This window comes from Microcystis sp. M061S2, from assembly GCF_020245605.1.
Lineage (GTDB): Bacteria > Cyanobacteriota > Cyanobacteriia > Cyanobacteriales > Microcystaceae > Microcystis.
In genome coordinates this window covers 1-19,515 of the sequence record NZ_JADBUP010000076.1, presented here as the reverse complement: position 1 = coordinate 19,515, position 19,515 = coordinate 1, and the positions used below count along the sequence as shown (strand labels likewise).

At 38.2% G+C, this 19,515-nt stretch carries 24 protein-coding genes; 14 read left to right on the top strand and 10 right to left on the bottom strand.

Annotated features, from left to right (window positions below; all coding sequences use genetic code 11):
- Positions 1-121 precede the first annotated feature (121 nt).
- A complete protein-coding gene (locus tag IM475_RS13750; protein WP_287727935.1) occupies positions 122-1,456 on the bottom strand; it encodes a helix-turn-helix domain-containing protein in 1,335 nt (444 codons plus the stop codon).
- Positions 1,457-2,019: 563 nt separating this feature from the next.
- Between IM475_RS13750 and IM475_RS13745 the strand changes: the two genes are divergently transcribed.
- The 3 genes from IM475_RS13745 (at position 2,020) to IM475_RS13735 (ending at position 4,642) form a co-directional block, all read left to right on the top strand.
- Entirely contained in the window at positions 2,020-2,631 is a 612-nt protein-coding gene (locus IM475_RS13745) for a VWA domain-containing protein (RefSeq protein WP_024971099.1), read from the top strand.
- A 26-nt stretch (positions 2,632-2,657) separates the two neighbouring features.
- Positions 2,658-3,926, top strand: coding sequence for a GTPase (locus IM475_RS13740; RefSeq protein WP_287727934.1), 1,269 nt, complete (start codon positions 2,658-2,660; stop codon positions 3,924-3,926).
- A gap of 461 nt (positions 3,927-4,387) precedes the next feature.
- The gene (locus tag IM475_RS13735; RefSeq protein ID WP_287727933.1) at positions 4,388-4,642 is read left to right on the top strand and encodes a 2-oxoisovalerate dehydrogenase; all 255 of its coding nucleotides are present in this window, start codon (positions 4,388-4,390) and stop codon (positions 4,640-4,642) included.
- Between the two features lie 292 nt (positions 4,643-4,934).
- Here the strand turns inward: IM475_RS13735 and IM475_RS13730 are convergent, their stop codons facing one another.
- Together IM475_RS13730 and IM475_RS13725 are read right to left on the bottom strand one after the other, a co-directional pair.
- Complete coding sequence (locus tag IM475_RS13730; RefSeq protein ID WP_002790889.1) at positions 4,935-5,270, bottom strand: DUF5615 family PIN-like protein; 336 nt, start codon at positions 5,268-5,270, stop codon at positions 4,935-4,937.
- Positions 5,254-5,577, bottom strand: a complete 324-nt coding sequence (locus tag IM475_RS13725; protein ID WP_002790887.1) for a DUF433 domain-containing protein — start codon at positions 5,575-5,577, stop codon at positions 5,254-5,256. Before IM475_RS13725 ends, IM475_RS13730 begins: the two co-directional genes overlap by 17 nt.
- A gap of 270 nt (positions 5,578-5,847) precedes the next feature.
- Here IM475_RS13725 and IM475_RS13720 point away from each other — a divergent pair, with 270 nt between their 5' ends.
- Both IM475_RS13720 and IM475_RS13715 read left to right on the top strand, forming a co-directional pair.
- Positions 5,848-6,087, top strand: coding sequence for a UPF0175 family protein (locus IM475_RS13720; protein ID WP_002754053.1), 240 nt, complete (start codon positions 5,848-5,850; stop codon positions 6,085-6,087).
- Positions 6,088-6,092: 5 nt separating this feature from the next.
- Complete coding sequence (locus tag IM475_RS13715; RefSeq protein WP_039899737.1) at positions 6,093-6,575, top strand: PIN domain-containing protein; 483 nt, start codon at positions 6,093-6,095, stop codon at positions 6,573-6,575.
- A gap of 70 nt (positions 6,576-6,645) precedes the next feature.
- Here IM475_RS13715 and IM475_RS13710 read toward each other — a convergent pair whose 3' ends face one another.
- Together IM475_RS13710 and IM475_RS13705 are read right to left on the bottom strand one after the other, a co-directional pair.
- Positions 6,646-6,825: a hypothetical protein gene (locus tag IM475_RS13710; RefSeq protein WP_002747316.1), complete on the bottom strand. Its 180-nt coding sequence runs from the start codon at positions 6,823-6,825 to the stop codon at positions 6,646-6,648.
- Positions 6,806-7,279 (bottom strand): PIN domain-containing protein, encoded by a 474-nt coding sequence (locus tag IM475_RS13705; protein ID WP_287727932.1) that lies wholly within the window; start codon positions 7,277-7,279, stop codon positions 6,806-6,808. The genes IM475_RS13710 and IM475_RS13705 overlap by 20 nt, the downstream gene beginning before the upstream one ends.
- Before the next feature lie 208 nt (positions 7,280-7,487).
- Between IM475_RS13705 and IM475_RS13700 the strand changes: the two genes are divergently transcribed.
- From IM475_RS13700 to IM475_RS13675, 6 genes are all read left to right on the top strand, one after another.
- Positions 7,488-7,736, top strand: a complete 249-nt coding sequence (locus tag IM475_RS13700) for a DUF433 domain-containing protein (protein WP_002735373.1) — start codon at positions 7,488-7,490, stop codon at positions 7,734-7,736.
- Positions 7,720-8,052: a DUF5615 family PIN-like protein gene (locus IM475_RS13695; protein WP_287727931.1), complete on the top strand. Its 333-nt coding sequence runs from the start codon at positions 7,720-7,722 to the stop codon at positions 8,050-8,052. Before IM475_RS13700 ends, IM475_RS13695 begins: the two co-directional genes overlap by 17 nt.
- 204 nt (positions 8,053-8,256) lie before the next feature.
- On the top strand, positions 8,257-8,520 hold the full coding sequence (locus IM475_RS13690) for a type II toxin-antitoxin system HicB family antitoxin (RefSeq protein ID WP_002757300.1): 264 nt from the start codon (positions 8,257-8,259) through the stop codon (positions 8,518-8,520).
- Complete coding sequence (locus IM475_RS13685; RefSeq protein ID WP_002798208.1) at positions 8,513-8,752, top strand: type II toxin-antitoxin system HicA family toxin; 240 nt, start codon at positions 8,513-8,515, stop codon at positions 8,750-8,752. The genes IM475_RS13690 and IM475_RS13685 overlap by 8 nt, the downstream gene beginning before the upstream one ends.
- A gap of 395 nt (positions 8,753-9,147) precedes the next feature.
- Complete coding sequence (locus IM475_RS13680) at positions 9,148-9,408, top strand: hypothetical protein (protein ID WP_002757302.1); 261 nt, start codon at positions 9,148-9,150, stop codon at positions 9,406-9,408.
- 3 nt (positions 9,409-9,411) lie between these two features.
- On the top strand, positions 9,412-9,777 hold the full coding sequence (locus tag IM475_RS13675) for a type II toxin-antitoxin system VapC family toxin (protein ID WP_150975711.1): 366 nt from the start codon (positions 9,412-9,414) through the stop codon (positions 9,775-9,777).
- Between the two features lie 293 nt (positions 9,778-10,070).
- Here IM475_RS13675 and IM475_RS13670 read toward each other — a convergent pair whose 3' ends face one another.
- Entirely contained in the window at positions 10,071-12,491 is a 2,421-nt protein-coding gene (locus tag IM475_RS13670) for a phosphoketolase family protein (RefSeq protein ID WP_287727930.1), read from the bottom strand.
- A gap of 551 nt (positions 12,492-13,042) precedes the next feature.
- On the opposite strand from IM475_RS13670, the gene gap reads away from it, so the two are divergent.
- The 3 genes from gap (at position 13,043) to ygfZ (ending at position 15,522) form a co-directional block, all read left to right on the top strand.
- Positions 13,043-14,077 (top strand): type I glyceraldehyde-3-phosphate dehydrogenase, encoded by a 1,035-nt coding sequence (gap, locus tag IM475_RS13665; RefSeq protein ID WP_002793129.1) that lies wholly within the window; start codon positions 13,043-13,045, stop codon positions 14,075-14,077.
- Positions 14,078-14,143: 66 nt separating this feature from the next.
- Positions 14,144-14,512: a hypothetical protein gene (locus tag IM475_RS13660; protein WP_149975807.1), complete on the top strand. Its 369-nt coding sequence runs from the start codon at positions 14,144-14,146 to the stop codon at positions 14,510-14,512.
- The gene (gene ygfZ, locus IM475_RS13655; RefSeq protein WP_287727929.1) at positions 14,509-15,522 is read left to right on the top strand and encodes a CAF17-like 4Fe-4S cluster assembly/insertion protein YgfZ; all 1,014 of its coding nucleotides are present in this window, start codon (positions 14,509-14,511) and stop codon (positions 15,520-15,522) included. Before IM475_RS13660 ends, ygfZ begins: the two co-directional genes overlap by 4 nt.
- Before the next feature lie 376 nt (positions 15,523-15,898).
- Here ygfZ and IM475_RS13650 read toward each other — a convergent pair whose 3' ends face one another.
- From IM475_RS13650 to IM475_RS13635, 4 genes are all read right to left on the bottom strand, one after another.
- Positions 15,899-17,557 carry an NAD+ synthase gene (locus IM475_RS13650; RefSeq protein ID WP_287727928.1) on the bottom strand — a complete coding sequence of 553 codons (1,659 nt, stop codon included), beginning with the start codon at positions 17,555-17,557 and terminating at the stop codon, positions 15,899-15,901.
- Positions 17,558-17,569: 12 nt separating this feature from the next.
- On the bottom strand, positions 17,570-18,298 hold the full coding sequence (locus IM475_RS13645; protein ID WP_287727927.1) for an NUDIX hydrolase: 729 nt from the start codon (positions 18,296-18,298) through the stop codon (positions 17,570-17,572).
- Positions 18,295-18,861, bottom strand: a complete 567-nt coding sequence (locus IM475_RS13640; RefSeq protein WP_002743664.1) for a nicotinate-nucleotide adenylyltransferase — start codon at positions 18,859-18,861, stop codon at positions 18,295-18,297. Before IM475_RS13640 ends, IM475_RS13645 begins: the two co-directional genes overlap by 4 nt.
- 241 nt (positions 18,862-19,102) lie before the next feature.
- Positions 19,103-19,297, bottom strand: a complete 195-nt coding sequence (locus IM475_RS13635; RefSeq protein ID WP_287727926.1) for a hypothetical protein — start codon at positions 19,295-19,297, stop codon at positions 19,103-19,105.
- Between the last annotated feature and the right edge of the window lie 218 nt (positions 19,298-19,515).

Genomic DNA, 19,515 nt, shown 5'->3' with positions numbered 1-19,515 from the left:
TCTCAAGAATAATCTCACAGATCGCTATCAATATCGCTGATTGCCTCTAATTGTTACTAATCAGTTTAAGAGGTTGGAAGGGTTCTTTTTCGGACTCGATCTCCTCTAAAAAATATTACAATCAATCGCTTTTGATATACGCTTTAAAAATAGATGATAATTGAAATCGGTTTTGCTCCCTTTGAATTAAATAACGTTGTTGCAAGGATTGTAAACCATTGATTAAATCACTAGCAGATAAATCTAGGTTATTTTTTAACTCCTCTCTAGATAAAGGTTGATCAACTTTACTTAATTCTAAGGCGATTTGTTGAGCAAGGGGAGAACAGCGACCAAAAATTTGTTTTAAATGAGACTGCATTTTTTTAGTAATAACTAAGCTATTTTCTGCCAAGAAATCGTTAACCTTGCCATCAAAAACATCTTTGATCAAAACGGCAATATCGGTTAAATAAAAAGGATTACCTTCGTATAATTGAATTAATTCTAACCATCTTTCCCCATCTTGTAAACCTTTATTTTTAAGAAAATCAATCGCTTCAAATCCTGATAATTCTAAGCATTGAATAGGAGAATTTTCTTGATTAAGATAGTTCATTTCCGCCGATTTTTCTTGACTAATGAGAATAAAATGGCTCTGGTGTTGGATTTCTGCAATCAGTTTTAAAAAATGTTGATAACTACTATATTCAGGTTGATAATTACCCGCCATTTGACCAACAGCAAAAAGATTTTGAAAATCATCTAAGACGATTAAACATTTATGATTGCTTAGAACTTCTAACAATTGCTGGATTTTATTATCGGTTCTTTCCTTCGGTTCTTTTTGGCAAGTATTCAATAAATCATTTAGCCATAAATCTAAAGACTTAGGAAATTTTAAACTTTTCCAAATCACCACTTCAAATTGTTCTAAATTGAGATCAATAAATCGTTTAACTAGGGTGGTTTTTCCTATTCCCCATAATCCCAAAACAGCAATTAAGCGAGTATTTTGCTTAAACACCCAGTTCGAGATTGTTGCGAGTTCGTTTTCTCGATCATAAAAGTCAATAATTTGGGGAGCAAGGGTTAGATCATGATATGTTTGAGAATATTGAGAGTTTATCTCTCTATTTTTGTCATCTTTATTGAGTTGATTAAAAATCTGAGAGCAAAAATTAAAATTTTGATTTATTTCAACAATTTGTGATGATTTAATCTTCATTCTTTCTATGGTAGAACGAAAATTAGATTTTCTTATTTCTTCCCCAAAAGCATCCGATAAAAGCTTCCATAATTTAGCACCTTCCTCTCTAATATGAGTCTCACTGCGGTGATATTCGTTACCTATTTCTTGATAACTCTGTCCTTGCCAACTCCCTTCAAAAATAGCCTTCTGGATAGTATTTAGCGGCTTTTTATCTCGCTCGATAAGGCGTTCGTCAATCAGTTGTAAGACTTCCGTGATATTCATACAATCGACACAGCAAAAGACTTTTGGGTATTATAGCCCAACTAAATCCCACTTTTTCCAATTTTCAGAAAAATTTACCCGACAAAACTCCCGATAAAATCCGATGTTTAGGGGGTGTCACTTTTTGGAAGCGTTTGGCATGATGGAATGTAGTTAAGCAAAACAGACCTAAAACTAACCACATCTAACTCAGCGACGCTAGTTCTAAGTATTATTGCTTATGTCTCAGTTTAACGTAGGTATTTTATGACGAAGTTCGTTTTAGACAAATATGCGCTCGATTCTAAAAAATCAGAAGCTAAGGCAAAAGTAGTTAACTCTTTAGGTTCGAGTGTGACAATTTCAGGCGATACTATCGAGGTTAATTATAGCTCAAATGCAACCAAAGTGGCTCAAATTCTGAATAGTGAGGGGGTTAAGTATTCGGGAGGGTAGGCTTGAAAAGCGGTATTATCTGCCAATTCAAAAATGGGATCAGTACACTCTTGGCAACAAAAAGCGAAAGGTTCTGCTTTTTTTCGAGATTGTTAATATTTTTAAGTCTATTTAGCGAGGATGACAGTATGTTAGAAGACAGGGACTATACCCTAATTATTGATAAGAGTGGCAGTATGTCAACCAAAGATCAGATTGGAGGTAGAAGCCGTTGGGATGTTATGCAAGAGTCAACCCTTGCCTTAGCTGCTAAATGCGAGGAATTCGATCCAGATGGTATTACAGTTTACACTTTTTCAACTCGATTCAGACGCTATGACAATGTTACTGCCAATAGAGTTATTCAAATATTTCAGGAGAATGAGCCTTTAGGCAGAACTGAGATGGCAGAGGTATTAAAGGACTTATTTCAAAATTATTTTCAGCGTCGAGAATCTGGGGAAACTAAACCTAACGGGGAAATTATATTAGTTGTAACCGATGGGCAGCCAGATAATCGTGAATCAGTCATTAGAGAAATTGTTGAAGCAACACAGCGAATAGATAGGGATGAAGAATTAGGTATCTCTTTCATTCAAATTGGTAACGATCCAGACGCAGCTGCTTTCCTTAAGGCTTTAGATGGAGAGTTACAGGATTTAGGGGCTAAGTTTGATATTGTTGATACAATTACTATCCAAGAAATAGAAGAAGAGGCTCTATCTCTCAAGGAAGTTTTACTTAAAGCTATTCAGGACTAAACAACTATTAAAGATAATTTTGTGCTATGGATGAACAAACACAAAAAACAAAGCAACTTTTGGCAAGACTTGCAAAACAAAGTTCAAAAACCCAAAATTTTGTATTGCCAAATCGGGAAACTCCTGTAACAACTGCAAATGAATCGTTTTTTGACGAAATCAAAAAAGAGGCAACTTCTGCTGATTTAGCTGAAAGCGAACTGCTTAAAATACAAGAGAAAGCTAAAGCGAGAGGTTTTTCATTTCTGTTAGTAGGAAGAGCGGGTGTCGGTAAGTCTAGTACGATAAATTCTTTAATGGGGCGTGAAATAGCTCCAGTGGGAGAATTTGAAGCTGAAACTAAAATTGTAAAAGCCTACCCTGCTCCTTCAAATGCCATTATTCCTTACAGAATTTATGATACACCAGGACTGTGTGATGCTGATGGAGATAATGAGGCTTATCTTAGGTTAATTCACACCGAAATTAAAGAACCGATTGATTGTTTATGGTTTGTCACACAATTAGACGAGCCTCGCGTCAGGACAGATGAAATAGTCACTATTCGTCATACGACGAGTGCATTTGGTAAGGAAATTTGGAAAAGAGCAGTTATTGTTTTTACTCGTGCTGATAAAGTCGAACCTAAAGATTTTGAACGCTATCTTTATGAAAGAACCCGTTTAATACGCGATCAAATTGCTAAGGAAGTTGGTCAAGAAATTGCCCTAGAAATTCCTTCAGTTGCTATTACTAATAAAGGAACTAGAACTCCTGATAGAAAACTTTGGCTTGGTCGTTTATTTGTGAAAACATTTGTCAGAATTTCTGAGGAGGGGTTAGACGGTTTTTTGTTGGAAATAGTTAATTGGAGAGGGTTGCGTTTACAAGAAGATGATGAAACCCAAGAAAGTCAATCATCAAGTCAAGATATACACACTCATTTTTACTATCGTACTACTTACGAAAATAATACTTATGTGAATAACAACGTATCCAACGTATCTAATGCTCCACTAGGTATAAACGATGACATGATTAAGGAAGAACCTAGATTTCCACGTACTGTAGAAAATTGGTTTCAAAAAGTTGGTCGTAGTATAGGCGAAGAAGTAGGCGATGGTGTGGGTAGAATAGTTCCTGTTCCCGGTGCAAGAGAGCTTGGTCGTGCAATTGGTGGAGCGATAGGTGCAGAAACGGCTACAGTTATTCAAGACGGCGCACGTCAGATAGCGGAATCTGTTTCCAATACAATAGAACAAGGTGGCAACCTTGTCCGTAATGTCTGGAACAATTTAACATCAATATTTCGTTGATAAAATAATTTCTCTCTATTTTTCATGACTGTTTGCTATGACAGGCTTTTATCCATTTATACTAAATCCGTTGAGTACAGGCTAGTTATGAGGAGAGGCACTCATGCAAGAGGCAAAAGGCAAAGGGGAATAAATAATCAGTTTTTAATAACCGGATTTAGTATTAGTTCCTACAATCTTATGTGGCAAGATGCTACCACTTATGTTTCGCAATTTAGAAATACAGTGCGATCGCCGATTTAGTAGATTGGGTTGAGGCACGAAACCCAAGATGATCAACTATTAATTTATTTGGTTGGTGTTGGGTTGCACTTTGTTTAACTACATTTTGGCAATAAAGAGGCGATTAGGGTTGATAAACGGCGAACGCTAATCTTGTAAGCTTTAAAAAGTGCTATCTAAAAAACTAAACAAACTATAATTAAAATTACTGCAAAAATTTAGAGACTAAAGAAGGAAATATGACAGAAATAGTTTTTTTAGTGGAAGATGCACCGGAAGGGGGATATACAGTAAGGGCATTAGGCGAGTCTATTTTTACCGAAGCCGATGATTTACAATCTTTACGAGAAATGGTAAAAGATGCCGTTAATTGTCATTATGATGATAGGGAAAATCGCCCTAAAATTATTCGTTTACATATTGTTAGAGTGATTAATTTTTACTTTTTTCAAATAATGCTTCGTCAATTAGAAAATCAAGTTTTCCAGCTATGAAATCTTCCTCAATTTGTTTTTACCATTGTTGATCGTCTAACTTATTAATCCAATTTCTTAAATACAAAAATTCATCAGAAGTAAGGCTTTCAATTTCCGCTTGAGTTAATTATAACTTTGTCATCTTAGTATCTTTCCACAACAATAGTTCAAATTTGAGTTTTATATTATCTTTTTTATGTAAAAATGGGGATTTGTGATCGCATTTGGCAGAATATTGAAAGTGCGATCACTTTTTTATCCGGTGCATTAACAAAGTATAATGCACTTTATTTATTATTGTGTCTAATCTTTACAAAAACTCAATCTTTTTATACATATATTGAGGTTCTAAACATTCCCAAATTAAGACTAAATCACTGATAATTTTTCCAATTGGCTGACGTTGTTGGCGAGTGTAAATAATGCCACAATGTTCAATACCTGTAGAGGCCAAACTAAGAAAATCATCATCAAAAGTAAAAATGACTCGTTGTTGGGACAAAGCATAAGCTAGTTGTCTTTCATCAGATGCACCAATTAGACCCTCTTCTGGGGATGTTGTGACATCAACTCCCCGCATTCTCAAGCCGTTTGCAATAGCATTACTAACACTTTCATCCAGATGAAATTTAATCTTGACTGGCATTTTCACCCTGTAATATTTTCTCAATTAAAGATGGTTTGTTTCCTTGTAGTTGTTTAGCAAAAGTTTCTCCTGCTTCAATTTGTCGTCTAATTTCTTCTCGATTGTCATGGTAATAGGTCAAGGCCGCATAAACATCTGCTAGGGTAATAGTAGGATGGTGATAAATAATTTCATCTGGTGACATTCCCATTCTTTCATGCCAAATTACAATATCTTGAACTTTAATTCGATGTCCAGCAATACGAGGTTTTCCGCCACAGATACCAGAAGTGATTTCAATATGTTGTGAGATAACTAAAGATGACATAATTACTTGCCAATAAGATCAATCAATCCTTGTTATTATACCATTTTTTCCCAGTAAGGCAACATCAGTGCGATCTCGAAGATATTCGCAAAGCAGCACGCTGATTTTTTTAGGGTGCATTAACAAATTATAATGCGCCTTATTTGTTGTCTATTGATGAAGTGATCCAAAGACATTAATTCGAGGGATTGAGATAAGGGCAGTTTGTTGGGTTGATTTTGCGTTAAAATTAAGTTAGATATGTCTTAATTGATGAAACTTAGCAAGACAATGAATACTTCGATTACTTTTCAAGAAATTGCCGCCGAAATACAATTATTTGATAATATTGAACAAAAAGAACAATTTATTTTTGTGGTGGGTGCTTTAGTTTCTCGCATCATCAGTCTTCATAAAGCCGCAGAAATCATGGAAATGGATACAGAAATGTTCTTGAAAATTTTAGAATTAATGGGAATCGATTTTTCTTATCTTACTACAGAAGACATAGATAGAGAAAAAAAATGGTAATCTCTATGAAAATTGTTTTCAATTCTTCCCCTTTAATCTTTTTGTCTCAGTTAGGATTTTTAGAAAAATTCCTAGATTCTAATGATAATTTTTATTTGCCTGCAACCGTACAACAAGAAATTAATGCCAAACAAGATCAATCTTCAGAGACTCTTAATAAGCTGATCAATCAACAGAAATTAATTATCCTAAATATTAAATTAATCTCTCTAGCAAATAGTTTAAATGAACGTTTAGGGAAAGGTGAATCTGATGCCATTACTTTAGGAATAGAATTACAAACTGATTATATCATCCTTGATGACTTTGCAGCAAGAAAAGAAGCACTACGCTTAGGCTTAAATGTTAAAGGAACTTTAGCGATTATTCGTAAACTTCTCAAAGAAGGAAAGATAGAAATTGAAAATTTGGAGAGTTTTTATCAAAGACTTAGAGAAATTAACTTTAGAGTCAAGCGTGAGATATTTGAGAGCATTTTTGGAGACTGAGTGTGATACTGAAGGCACTGCGTAGCAGCACGCTTATTTTGTCGGGTGCATTAACAGAGTATAATGCGCCTTATTTCTTGTTATTGATGGATTCCCACCATAACTTTAAATCACTTTCATTAATCTTTTTTTGAAGATATTCAATCTGATCTGAATAACTGAGATTTTTCATGTCTTCAGCCATTTTTTCTTGACTGGTTTGTTTAAAAGCTAAACAGTCAAAACTTTTTTTAATTGTCGTTGGCTTCATCAATTGTTACCTCTAAAGGAGAAATAATAGTCAAAATCCCGTAGCCATTGAGTAAATTAATTTGATTATAGCCTTTCATTTTATCTAGGCGCACAATATGTTTAAAATTCCATGATATGATTGCATCCGCTCTAGCTATTGTAGCAGCCGCTACATGAGTAGCATCATTAATAGACTTTGATGTAACAACTCCTTCATTGATATAAGCATTCCTTAACTGTAAAACTTCAGGTGTTATCTTAACTACTTCAATAACTCTCTGCGGAATCGATAATAAAATATCTTTAACCGATTGGGAGGCATTAATTAATTCGCTAACAATGATATCACTCATTAACAAAATAAACTTTTCTTGCTTAATGGCTTCCATCAATTGATTGGACTCTAAGGAAAATTCATCATCTAAACAGCTTCCAATGACTGATGTATCGATATAAACTCTAAGTTTTTTCATAAATGATAGAAAAAGTTTTCTGATCTTAGTTTAACATTAAAAGTGCGATCGCCGCTCTTTTAGAGTGGATTAAGGTAGTGTAATGCAGCTTATTGATAATAGAATTTTTGAAACCTAAAAGTCGAGGGCTTTAGTTTTAAGATTTATCAAGCTTAAAGTACAATTAACATTAAGCTATAATAATCATTAGTCAACAACAATTATTACTATGTCTTTTGCAGCTAAATATCGAGATCGGATTGTGATTAACCCAGACATTCGCAGTGGCAAACCTTGCATTGTTAATACTCGTATTGCAGTAGCAGATATTTTTGATTATCTAGGAGGAGGGATGACTATTGAAGAAATATTAGATGATTTCCCCGATCTTACCTTAGAAGATATACAAGCCTGTTTTGCATTTGCCGCCGAGCGGGATCGTCGTTTAATGGTTATTCCCTATGAAACTGCTATTTGACGAAAATTTATCACCTAAACTACCTCTGTTACTGGTATCACATTTTCCCGATAGCGCTCATGTTAGAGATTGTAGCCTAAAAGGGTTTCCCGATCAAAGGATTTGGGAATATGCGCGTATCAATGGATTTATAATTGTCTCGAAAGATTCTGATTTTTATCAACGGAGTTTGTTGTATGGCCAACCTCCAAAGTTCATCTGGCTGAGGATTGGAAATTGTACCACTCATCATCTAATCAGTCTTATTTTAAAACATAAACAAGCTATTAAGAGATTTAGCGATAATTCTACCGAGTCTGTTTTAGTAATTACATAATCATATATTATCCTAAGCGATCGCTTTTCTGATCGGGTGCATTAACAAAGTATAATGCACTTTATTTATTGTCTATTGATAAAATGATCCAAAGACGTTAATTTAAAAGATTGAGGTCAGGGGAGTTTGTTGGGTTGGTCTTGTGTTAAAATTAAGCTGGAGTAAATTCTAATCCCCGATTAAAATTTCAACGGAACAATCACCATGAACTTTTATACCGTTATTCTGAGAAAAAGTGCAGACTATTGGGTTTCATTATGTCTTGAAAATGGATTAGTTGGACAAGGAGAAACTCAGGAAAAAGCTATGGAGAAACTAAAAGAAGCGATTGAATCTTTTTGGGAGATTTATCATGATCAAGCCAATATATATACCAGTCCTATTCCTATAGACGAACTTCATGAATTTTTAACTGTGGGAGATTCTGAAACTCCCGAAACTTACGAACTCAGAAAAGTTTATGCCTAAAAATATTCCTTCTCTTAAACCCAAAGCACTAATCAAAATTCTTGAAAAAGGAGGCTGTCAATTTTATCGAGAAGGAAAAGGTGATCATCGTTTATATTGTAGAGTATTGTATAATCAACGTCGAATCGTTCCTATTGATATAGGTGCAAAAGAAATGTCCCCTGCTTATGTTTTACGAATTTTTAGACAATTTGGTTTTACAGATGAAGAAATAGAACATTTATTAAAATAGATGATTGAATGCGTTTTTTCAAACGAAGAAATTATCTATTCTAGTACGCTTTATCTTAATTTTATTTCCAAGAGCTAAAATAAAGTGATAGCTACTTTTTTAAGGTACATTAACACAAGAGTAAAACCCTCGATTGCTTGTTATAAATTGATTTAATGATTAATTTTCACCCAGTCATCGTCGATAAATTAGCCTCCCTTAAAAACAGGTAAAGTGACTATCACCATTTTGCGTAATTTTTCGCTCTGGTAATGAACTTTTGATTATGAAATGATCCAAAGACGTTAATTTAAAAGATTGAGTTCAGGGGAGTTTGTTGGGTTGGTCTTGTGTTAAAATTGGGTTAGGGCTAGTCTGAATCATTTATCCTGTATCATTTAACGGCGGAGAAAACTATGGTAAAAACCTTTAAAGCAATTTTGAAAAATAATACCCTTCAATGGCTTGATGAAACCCCTGAAATCAACTCCGAATATCCTGTTAATGTTTATATTACCTTACTAGAAGAAAATATTATTGGTGAAAATCGATCTAACGGTCAAAAAATGGCCAATGCTTTGAAAAAAATTGCTAATAATAATACTTTTACTGATGTTGATACCCAACAGTGGCAACAACAAAATCGGTGCGATCGCTCTCTTCCTGATCGGGATTAAATCATGTTATTAGATAGTAATATTATTATCTATGCCGCTCAATTGGAAAATGAGTTTCTCCGGGAGTTTATTGCAGAAAATTCTCCTTATGTATCTGCTTTATCCTATCTGGAAGTTTTAGGCTACCATCGGTTAACTCATCAGGATAAAGTCTATTTTGAAGAATTTTTTAATGCTTCTCAAATTTTACCCATCTCTCAACCTGTAATTAACCAAGCAGTAACTTTAAAACAAATCAGAAAGATGTCCTTAGGAGATGCCATTATTGCGGGAACAGCTTTCGTTTATAATTTAACAATTGTAACTCGCAATATTGATGATTTTAATTGGATCAGTAAATTAAATCTAATTAACCCTTTTCAACGGTAAAAACCTTAGGCAAGCGCATCTTAACAATCCTTGACAAAGTAAACTTTTGATTATGAAATGATCCAAATTTGAGGAGAATTTGCCATCTCAATTGTTAAGATTTCGTAACTATTCTGATTGACTGGTATCACCTAAAATACCCATGCGGATCACAAAATTGTCCAATTGTCAACAGCTTTTGAGATGGTCTCACCCTGTAGAAAATCAAGAATATTTTATTTAGGTGGAATAGGAAGATGAAATTTATCGATAAACTAATAAATTATCATCACCTAAACCACTTTCTAGCCTAATTAATAAGGCCATTTCCAGTTAGTAATCTCGTCCTTATCGATACCATTGGTAAAAGCATAATCGAGATTATCGATAATAGCATTTTTCATCCGTTCTTTCACATGACCGGCAGCAGAACCTAATTTCGGCACGCGATCAATGACATCGATTACTAAATGAAAACGATCAACTTGGTTACGAATGGCTAATTCTAGGGGAGTATTAATATTCCCCTCTTCTTTGTAACCGCGCACATGAATACGTTCCTGATTACTGCGACGGTAGGTAAGTTTATGAATCAGCCAAGGATAACCGTGAAAATTAAAAATAATTGGCTTATCAGGGGTAAATAAACTATCAAAATCCCGTTCCGATAAACCATGGGGGTGTTCACTTTCCGACTGTAATTTAAACAGATCAACCACGTTGATAAAGCGAACTTTTAAGTAAGGGAATTCCTCCCGCAGAATTGCCGTTGCTGCTAAAGATTCTTTAGTGATAATATCCCCACAGCAAGCCATAATTACATCTGGTTCATCGGGATTAGTTCCATCATCATCGTTACTTGCCCAATCCCAAATACCGATACCTTTGGTGCAGTGTTTAATTGCTTCCTCGATAGTCAAGTATTGCAGGTGTTTCTGTTTATCAGCAACGATAATATTAGTGTAATCCTTGCTCTTGAGACAGTGGTTAGCCACACTTAATAAACAATTCCCATCGGGGGGAAGATAAACCCGCACCACGTCGGCACTTTTATTGGTTACTAAATCGATAAAACCGGGGTCTTGGTGACTAAAACCATTGTGATCCTGCCGCCAAACCACCGAGGATAATAACAGATTCCAAGAGGAAACAGAAGCGCGCCAAGGCACATGATTTTTGCAGATATCGAGCCATTTAGCGTGTTGGTTGAACATGGAATCAATAACATGAGCAAAAGCCTCGTAGGAGTGAAATAAACCGTGACGACCGGATAATAAATAACCCTCTAACCAACCGACTAAAGTATGTTCACTCAGCATCTCCATCACCCGACCATCGGCAGATAATTGACTACCATCTAAATCCTCCGGATAGGTATCAGCTAACCAAGCTTTTTTAGTCACTTCATAGAGAGCCGCTAAACGATTAGAAGCGGTTTCATCGGGACCAAAAACGCGAAAATTAGTCATATTATTTCGCATTACATCCCGCAAAAATACCCCCATCACTCCCGTGTTTTCTGCTTCCACTTGGCCCGGGTGGGTGACATCTACGGCATACTGACGAAAATCGGGCATTTTTAGGTCTTTACGCAGCAATCCGCCATTAGCGTGCGGATTAGCACTCATGCGACGATGACCCCTAGGAGCGAGTTCTTTAAATTCTGGCTTAAATTTACCCGTGGTATAGTCAAATAATTCCTCCGGGTTATAGCTTTTCATCCACTCCTCTAATTTTCTCAAGTGTTCGGGGTTTTCCTGCATGGCCCCCATGGGGACTTGGTGAGCGCGCCAGAATCCTTCTACTTTATGACCATCAACGTTTTTCGGACCTGTCCAACCCTTGGGAGACCGGAGGATAATCATCGGCCAGGGGTAACGTTTAGCCACTCCTGTGCTGCGAGCTTCCTGTTGATAGGAGCGAATCTGATTGATACAGTGTTCTAGGGTAGCGGCCATTTTTTGATGGCAGTGCATGAGGTCTTCATCTTCCTTACATTCGACGATGTAGGGAGTGTAACCGTAACCGACAAAGAGACTTTCTAACTCGTGGGTCGAAATACGGGAGAGAATGGTGGGATTAGCGATTTTATAACCGTTTAAGTTTAAAATTGGCAGTACCGCACCATCGCGAATCGGGTTAAGGAATTTATTCGAGTGCCATGCGGTGGCAAGGGGACCGGTTTCAGCTTCCCCATCACCCACCACCACGGCCGTAATTAGGTCGGGATTGTCAAAAACAGAACCGTAGGCATGGGAAACACTATAACCCAGTTCGCCGCCCTCATGGATAGAACCGGGGGTTTCGGGGGTGACGTGACTACCGATGTGACCGGGAAAAGAAAATTGTTTAAAGAATTTTTGTAATCCTTCCTCGTCTTCACTTTTATCGGGGTAAATTTCCGAATAGGTTCCTTCTAGATAAACCGGACCGAGTACCCCCGGCGCCCCATGGCCAGGACCGGCCATAAAAATCATATCGAGGTCGTATTTTTTGATTAAACGGTTGAGGTGAACGTAGGTAAAACTTAAGGCCGGACTTGCTCCCCAGTGACCAAGTAAACGATACTTAACGTGTTCGGGTTTAAGATGTTCTTTAAGCAGGGGATTATCGCGCAGATAAATCATACCTACAGCTAAATAGTTACAAGCGCGCCAATAGGCATGGGTTTTGTAGAGTTCGTCTTGAGAAAGGGGATTTTGTTCTGTTAAGGGTCTTTCTGGTGCGGATACCATGAATATTTCTCCAATATCTATGAACGATGAGATTAAGAGAGTTGATAGACAATTTCTCCATCGAGAGGGTTAACTCTCGGTCAGTTTTAAAACTGTAATCAAGAGTCTAACCTTTTGGGGCGCAAAAAACTATTAAAATAAGCTATATTTTGCCAATCCGGCTAGGGGAATTTATGTCAGTCGGGCGGGGTTTTTAAATCGCTTTTAAAGGCATATTAATATCTTCTTAACTTAGGGATCCACAAATTCTCAGAAAGCTTTTAATGATTTTTTAATGTCGGCTTTTCCCAAAAGGCTATATAATCATATTTTCGTTTGTCGGCAAAGGCCAACATCAGGTTTTCTCGATGCCGGTGGCGGGGAGGACTAGGGTAGCAAATTGATGATTTTTTATCTTGGAAGCACTGAAACTTAAAATCTTTCTATACTTCATCTAGCGATCGATAAAAGCTGATTAGCATATATAGTGATTCTCTACAGGCTAATCAATTCTCGGATTGTTTTTTCTTGATCGTGCCTAAGCTTATCGCAGCTGCAAAGGAGTTTTTTTCATGACAAAAGTAAGAGTCGCCATCAACGGATTCGGTCGTATCGGTCGCCTCGTTTTTAGGGCAGGTATCCAAAATCCTGATTTCGAGTTTGTTGGTATCAATGATCTCGTCCCCCCCGATAATATTGCCTATCTGCTCAAATACGACTCCACCCACGGACGTTTTCAGGGTACGGTAGAAGCAAAAGAAGATGGCATCGTCGTGGATGGTAAGTTTATCCCCTGTTACTCGATTAAAGACCCCGCTCAACTACCCTGGGGTGCAACCGGGGCCGATTATGTGGTCGAGTCCACCGGTTTATTTACCACCGCCGAAGGGGCCGGAAAACACCTAGAAGCTGGGGCCAAACGGGTGGTTATCTCCGCACCCACCAAAGATCCCGACAAAATTCGTACTATTGTACTAGGTGTTAACGATAATGAGTACGATCCCGCTAAGGATCTGATCGTCTCTAACGCTAGTTGTACCACCAATTGTTTAGCCCCGATCACCAAAGTTATTAACGATAACTTCGGACTAGCGGAAGGATTAATGACCACGGTACACTCGATGACCGCCACTCAACCCACCGTGGATGGTCCATCGAAAAAAGATTGGCGCGGTGGTCGCGGCGCTGGTCAAAATATTATCCCCTCCTCCACGGGAGCAGCCAAAGCAGTAACCCTAGTTATTCCTTCCCTAAAAGGCAAATTAACCGGTATGGCTTTCCGTGTGCCAACTCCCAACGTTTCGGCGGTGGATTTAACCTTTAAAACCGAAAAAGCCACCAGTTACGAGGAAATCTGCGCCGCTATGAAAGCCGCCAGCGAAGGACCGATGAAAGGTATCCTCGGTTATACCGATGAGGAAGTGGTATCGAGTGACTTTATCACTGACCCCCGTTCCAGTATCTTTGATGCTAAAGCTGGCATTCAACTTAATGCCAATTTCTTTAAGGTCGTCTCTTGGTACGATAACGAATGGGGTTACTCCTGCCGGATGTTAGACCTGATGAAAATGATGGCAGCTAAGGAAGCAACCCTAGTAACAGCTTAAATCAGTGATCAGTGATCAGTGATCAGTAAACAGTAAACTGATAACTGATAACTGATCACTGATAAGATGAATCCAAAATTTAAAGATATTATCGCTTGGGAACAGGCACAATTATTAATGCAACCGGCATTTATTCGGGTGCTGGATAATCTGCGTAAACAGTTAGAAAATTCCCTCTGGAAAGGAACTTATACAGAAATTCAAGATCCCTATCCCAGTTATCTGCTCTGTTTGACTTATCTCGATCGCTCCGTTACTGTAAATATTTGGGAACTTTGTTTTCAAGTCTGTTTTCTCGATTATCCCACCGATGAAGGAGAGAGCGTCACCATCGATACCAGTCTCCTCGACCCCACCGGTGAACTAGATTGGCAGAGTTTGGAAACGAAAACCGAGCGCATTATTAAGCAATTATTCGCTAATTTACCCCAATGAAAGCAGATTTAGAAACGATCAAGGCACAGTATGCCGCTAATTTTCTGAAAAATTACAGCAATGATCCCCAAAGTTTAGCATCCCAAACAATTTTAATCGATCGCTCCGATTGGGGTTTATTAGAATTAAAAGGCCAGGATCGACTGCGTTTTCTCCACAATCAAACCAGTAATGCGATTGATCGCCTGAAACCGGGTCAGGGTTGTGAGACAATTTTCCTTAACTCTACCGGTCGTACCCTCGATTTTGTCACAGTTTACGCTGGCGATGATTCCCTCCTCATCCTCGTTTCTCCCCAACGTCGTCAATTTTTACTGGAATTGATTGATCGCTATATTTTCCCCTTCGATAAGGTGGAAATTAGCGACTTAACCGATAATTTTGGCATTGTCACCCTAATCGGTACTGAAAGCGGGCAATACCTGCAAAAAATCGCCATTCCAGAGCAGATTTTAACGGGGGTGCAGCATAGTCATTATCTCCTTTCCGAACCCCCCCTGAGAGTGGCCGTCGGCACCGGCTTAGACCTACCCGGATATACTTTAATCGTTGCCGCCGCCGAAGCTGGCCCCCTCTGGGAAAATTTAATAAAAAATGGCGTTACTCCCGCCGATGAGCAGGTGTGGGAATACCTGAGAATCCATCAGGGCCGACCGGCAGTCGATCGAGAATTAACTGAAGATTATAACCCTTTAGAGGCCGGTTTATGGCGAGCGATCGTTTTTGATAAGGGCTGTTATATTGGTCAAGAAACTATCGCCCGTCTCAACACCTATAAAGGCGTAAAACAAAGACTTTGGGGCATAAAACTTAGCCAACCCGTCCCCAGCAATACCCCGATTATTTTAGAAGGGCAAAAAGTCGGTTTACTCACCAGTGTGCTGGAGGATTTTGGCTTGGGTTATGTGAAAACAAAAGCGGGAGGAGAGGGTTTAAAAGTACAAATCGGCGAGGCAACAGGAGAATTAATCCCTTTACCCTTCCTCTCTCACGAATACCCCTTTCAGTGAACAGTAATCAGTAAACAGTAAACAGTAATCAGTGAAAAGACAGTGGCAAACGGGTGCATCTCACATTTGCAGAAATACCGACAATCAGCAATTATCAGTGACTCTTAAATTAGTACAAAAATATGAACAATCGCGTGTAAGCATCCCACCGAAAAACTAATGCGCGGGGGGTTTGGGGGCGGCGCCACGCCCCCAACGGGGGGTTTGGGGGGTAGAACCCCCCAAAAGCTTGGATTGAGTGATAAAATCGAAAGTAACGCCCAATTTTAAAAGAGAGTTTCCCCTTAAAAATCCCAACTTCGTAGATTTACAAAAACGAGATACACCCGTAGAAAACTGCTATTTAATACTGATAACTGATAAATGAAAAACCCCCCTAACCCCAGCGACTAGCGATGGGCATTCGCCAACCAGTGCCAAAAGCGCGATCGCTAATTTTTAGGCCCGGGGGGGCTTGTTTGCGCTTAAATTCGGCATTTTTAACCAATTTAATCACTTTCTGCACAATTTCAGGCTCAAAGCCGGCGGCGATAATTTGTTCGGCGGATTGATGGCGATCGATTAATAGTGCTAAAATAGCATCTAAAATCTCGTAGGGAGGTAAAGAATCTTGATCCTTCTGATTGGGTTTTAATTCAGCACTAGGAGCTTTATTAATCACATTGAGGGGAATAATTTCCCCGTGCCGATTTAACCAGCGACAGAGGGAATAAACCCTCGTTTTCGGCACATCAGCAATCACTGCTAAACCACCATTCATATCACCGTAAAGGGTGCAATATCCCACCGCCATTTCTGATTTATTGCCAGTGGATAATAGTAAGTGACCGAATTTATTAGAGAGAGCCATTAATAAATTACCGCGAATGCGTGACTGAAGATTTTCTTCAGCAATACCGAAATCAGTACCAGCGAAAAGCCGCTCTAAAAGTTGATCATAAGCGGTCATAATTTCTTTAATTGCTAACTTCTCACTTTTGATACCTAAATTATTAACTAAAGCCACTGCATCGCTAATCGAATGGTCGGAACTATAGGGAGAAGGCATCATCACAGCGAGAACATTTTCTTTACCTAATGCGTCGCTGGCAATAGCGGCAACTAAACTGGAATCAATGCCACCACTCAAGCCGAAAATTACCCGTTTAAAACCGCATTTCTGCACATAATCTCGCACTCCTAAGACTAAAGCTCGATAAATTTCCTCATCTTCATTGACAGGTAAAGGATGAATAACTGCGGGTAACAAATCTTGATTAAACTCGATCAATTCTAGGCTAGAAGTAAATGCTTGGGCGCGATAAATCACTTCTCCTTGTCGGTTAAAAGCAACACTGTCACCATCAAAAATTAAATCATCATTTCCTCCCACTTGATTGACATAAACTATAGGTAAATTATATCTAGTGGCACTATGGGATAATAAAGATTCTCGCAATTTTTGCTTACCGACACTGTAGGGAGAAGCGGAAAGATTAACGATTAAATCCACTCCTAAATTAGCTAAATCGGCGATGGGATTAACTGCGTATTGACGCTGACCCCAAAATTGTTCATCATTCCAAACATCTTCACAGATAGTTACACCGATTTTTACATTATTTTCTGTTAGTTGAAAATATTGACTTTCTTTCCCAGAAGCAAAGTAACGATCCTCATCAAAAACATCGTAGGTAGGCAATAAACGTTTAGTAAAAATTTGTTTAATCTCTTGACTTTTTAACAAAGCTATGCTATTAAATAACGGCTTTTCTCCCCTGACCGTTGCCGAGGGATTTTTTTCGACAAAACCGACTAAGACGGCTAACTTTTCTGGTAATTGTTGGGACAATAATTGCAATTGTCGAGACATTTTCTCCACAAAACCCAGATTTAATAACAAGTCTCTGGGGGGATAACCACAGAGGGATAATTCCGGGGTTAAAAGTAATTCCGCTCCCTGATTAAATGCCGTTTGAGCAGCCTCTAAAATTCTTTGGGCATTTCCTTCGATATCTCCAACAATGGGATTTAATTGAGCGATAGCAATTCTCATATTTTTTCCTATTTAAACAAAAACTAACGGTTGCTCTTTAAAGGGAGCAAAAGCTTTTTCATCAAAGCGATATAAACTAGCCGGACGACCGGCACCACGAGAGACTTTTAAACCCATATCCTTGAGAAATCCTAATTTCAATAGCCGATTTCTGAAGTTAGAATAATCACTAAAATTTTTACCTAAAATTGTCTCATAAAATTGATAAAGATCATTTAAAGTAAATAATTCTGGTAAAACCTCAAAAGCGACGGGACTATATTCTACTTTATTGCGTAATCTTTGCCAGCCATATTCCAAAATTTGACCGTGATTAAAGGCTAAATCTGGCACTTTATCAATCATATACCAAGTGATATTATAATCCCGTTCAGTGATTAACTTTGCTTCTTCAAACCGCACTAAAGCGAAGTAACTCACCGATAGATAACGTTTCCCAAAACTCTCGGCTGCTGCCGGGGAATCTCCCTCTGGACTGCCAAAAGTATATAACTGTTCCAGATAGAGATTATTGACACTAATTTTCTCGGCTAAAATTCGATAGGCTGCCGTTTCCAGTGATTCCCCATTTCTAACTAAAGTTCCGGGTAAACTCCAGTAATTACTAAAAGGTTCTTCCCGTCGTTTAATCAGAAGCACCAGCAGCCGATTTAATTGGGTATCAACGGAAAAGATCACGTTATCAACTCCCACTTTAAAATCAGCTAGAGATTTATTAGCTAGGGTATTTGGCGATTTCATGCGTAAAGTTTTTGACCTTCGATATAATCTTTAATCGGTGCGGGAACAGCCTGTTTATCGCCTTTTTCTCGATAATCTGTTGAGGATACAGCCGGAGCAAAGACATCGGCAATCAGACAATCACCCCCTAATGTTTGCAGTTGTTCAATATCATCTTGATTAATAGGATAACCTGGACGAGGAATCACGAGAATTTTGACTTTTTCTAGTAATTCTTGGCTACGATACCAGTGCCTAATTTGTCCAGCTAAATCAGAACCAATGACTAGGGTATATTCCTCCTGTTCTCCCCAAATTGCTTGCGCTTTTTCCACACTAATTAAGCTACGTCGATCGCTTAATTCTCGTCGCAGTTGTATATTATCTCTTGGGGGTTGAATGTCCCGGATGAGCAAATTTAACATCCTCAGACGATGTTCGAGACTGGTTTGATGATTTTTAAAGGGATTATCGGCAGCCCAAACCGCAACAATATCGTACTGTTCCGATAACCATTTTAGTATGGCTTGATGACCGGCAGTAGGAGGATCGGCACTGGTTCCAAAAAGGGCAATTTTAAGCATAGGATTCAATTGCTTGCTCACTAAGGGATTAGTTTAAGTCTGCTCAAGCTTGGCAAAGATTAACTTCTCCCCATTATAGTTGATTTTACCAAAATAGGGCAAGAGGATCAGTCATCTCCTGCAAAAGTAAGTTATCGAGCCGCTATCGGGTCAAAATATCTAAAACCCCGGATAAATTTGACATAATCTTAGGTTTTATGAATAGGATAGTTATCTCTTATCTTTTGTCTGCTATCGCCGTTCATTCTTTTTTCGGTGATATTTTAAGTTTTGCTGTAAATTTGACTCCAAACTCCATTCCTAACTCTAATTCAGCCTCCCATTCGAGATTCCGTTTTTTGCAAGCATTATTAAACTCATCATGAACTTTATCAATCAACTGGCTTAAGTCATCAATTGCCTGCTCAGGATCGATGAAGAGTGGAGCTAAAATCACGGACTCATCTTCACTTTCGCCAGATTTTTCAGTATTTCGACTCAGATCATCTCGTTGTACAAAAACGATTTTAGGTTCTATGGCATAGAACGAGTTAGTTAGGACAGATGCCTGAAGGCTTTACTCACAGCATCCACAAGGTTTTCACTATCATTGATAATCTGACTAACATAGTTTTTCAATCTAGCCCAGAACTTTTCAATTTTGTTGAGATCTGG

What these genes read in the sequence shown, in the direction of transcription:
- IM475_RS13750 (WP_287727935.1), bottom strand. Translation starts at nt 1,456, where the DNA reads ATGAATATCACGGAAGTCTTACAACTGATTGACGAACGCCTTATCGAG.
- IM475_RS13745 (WP_024971099.1), top strand. Translation starts at nt 2,020, where the DNA reads ATGTTAGAAGACAGGGACTATACCCTAATTATTGATAAGAGTGGCAGT.
- IM475_RS13740 (WP_287727934.1), top strand. Translation starts at nt 2,658, where the DNA reads ATGGATGAACAAACACAAAAAACAAAGCAACTTTTGGCAAGACTTGCA.
- IM475_RS13735 (WP_287727933.1), top strand. Translation starts at nt 4,388, where the DNA reads ATGACAGAAATAGTTTTTTTAGTGGAAGATGCACCGGAAGGGGGATAT.
- IM475_RS13730 (WP_002790889.1), bottom strand. Translation starts at nt 5,270, where the DNA reads ATGCCAGTCAAGATTAAATTTCATCTGGATGAAAGTGTTAGTAATGCT.
- IM475_RS13725 (WP_002790887.1), bottom strand. Translation starts at nt 5,577, where the DNA reads ATGTCATCTTTAGTTATCTCACAACATATTGAAATCACTTCTGGTATC.
- IM475_RS13720 (WP_002754053.1), top strand. Translation starts at nt 5,848, where the DNA reads ATGAATACTTCGATTACTTTTCAAGAAATTGCCGCCGAAATACAATTA.
- IM475_RS13715 (WP_039899737.1), top strand. Translation starts at nt 6,093, where the DNA reads ATGAAAATTGTTTTCAATTCTTCCCCTTTAATCTTTTTGTCTCAGTTA.
- IM475_RS13710 (WP_002747316.1), bottom strand. Translation starts at nt 6,825, where the DNA reads ATGAAGCCAACGACAATTAAAAAAAGTTTTGACTGTTTAGCTTTTAAA.
- IM475_RS13705 (WP_287727932.1), bottom strand. Translation starts at nt 7,279, where the DNA reads ATGAAAAAACTTAGAGTTTATATCGATACATCAGTCATTGGAAGCTGT.
- IM475_RS13700 (WP_002735373.1), top strand. Translation starts at nt 7,488, where the DNA reads ATGTCTTTTGCAGCTAAATATCGAGATCGGATTGTGATTAACCCAGAC.
- IM475_RS13695 (WP_287727931.1), top strand. Translation starts at nt 7,720, where the DNA reads ATGAAACTGCTATTTGACGAAAATTTATCACCTAAACTACCTCTGTTA.
- IM475_RS13690 (WP_002757300.1), top strand. Translation starts at nt 8,257, where the DNA reads ATGAACTTTTATACCGTTATTCTGAGAAAAAGTGCAGACTATTGGGTT.
- IM475_RS13685 (WP_002798208.1), top strand. Translation starts at nt 8,513, where the DNA reads ATGCCTAAAAATATTCCTTCTCTTAAACCCAAAGCACTAATCAAAATT.
- IM475_RS13680 (WP_002757302.1), top strand. Translation starts at nt 9,148, where the DNA reads ATGGTAAAAACCTTTAAAGCAATTTTGAAAAATAATACCCTTCAATGG.
- IM475_RS13675 (WP_150975711.1), top strand. Translation starts at nt 9,412, where the DNA reads ATGTTATTAGATAGTAATATTATTATCTATGCCGCTCAATTGGAAAAT.
- IM475_RS13670 (WP_287727930.1), bottom strand. Translation starts at nt 12,491, where the DNA reads ATGGTATCCGCACCAGAAAGACCCTTAACAGAACAAAATCCCCTTTCT.
- gap (WP_002793129.1), top strand. Translation starts at nt 13,043, where the DNA reads ATGACAAAAGTAAGAGTCGCCATCAACGGATTCGGTCGTATCGGTCGC.
- IM475_RS13660 (WP_149975807.1), top strand. Translation starts at nt 14,144, where the DNA reads ATGAATCCAAAATTTAAAGATATTATCGCTTGGGAACAGGCACAATTA.
- ygfZ (WP_287727929.1), top strand. Translation starts at nt 14,509, where the DNA reads ATGAAAGCAGATTTAGAAACGATCAAGGCACAGTATGCCGCTAATTTT.
- IM475_RS13650 (WP_287727928.1), bottom strand. Translation starts at nt 17,557, where the DNA reads ATGAGAATTGCTATCGCTCAATTAAATCCCATTGTTGGAGATATCGAA.
- IM475_RS13645 (WP_287727927.1), bottom strand. Translation starts at nt 18,298, where the DNA reads ATGAAATCGCCAAATACCCTAGCTAATAAATCTCTAGCTGATTTTAAA.
- IM475_RS13640 (WP_002743664.1), bottom strand. Translation starts at nt 18,861, where the DNA reads ATGCTTAAAATTGCCCTTTTTGGAACCAGTGCCGATCCTCCTACTGCC.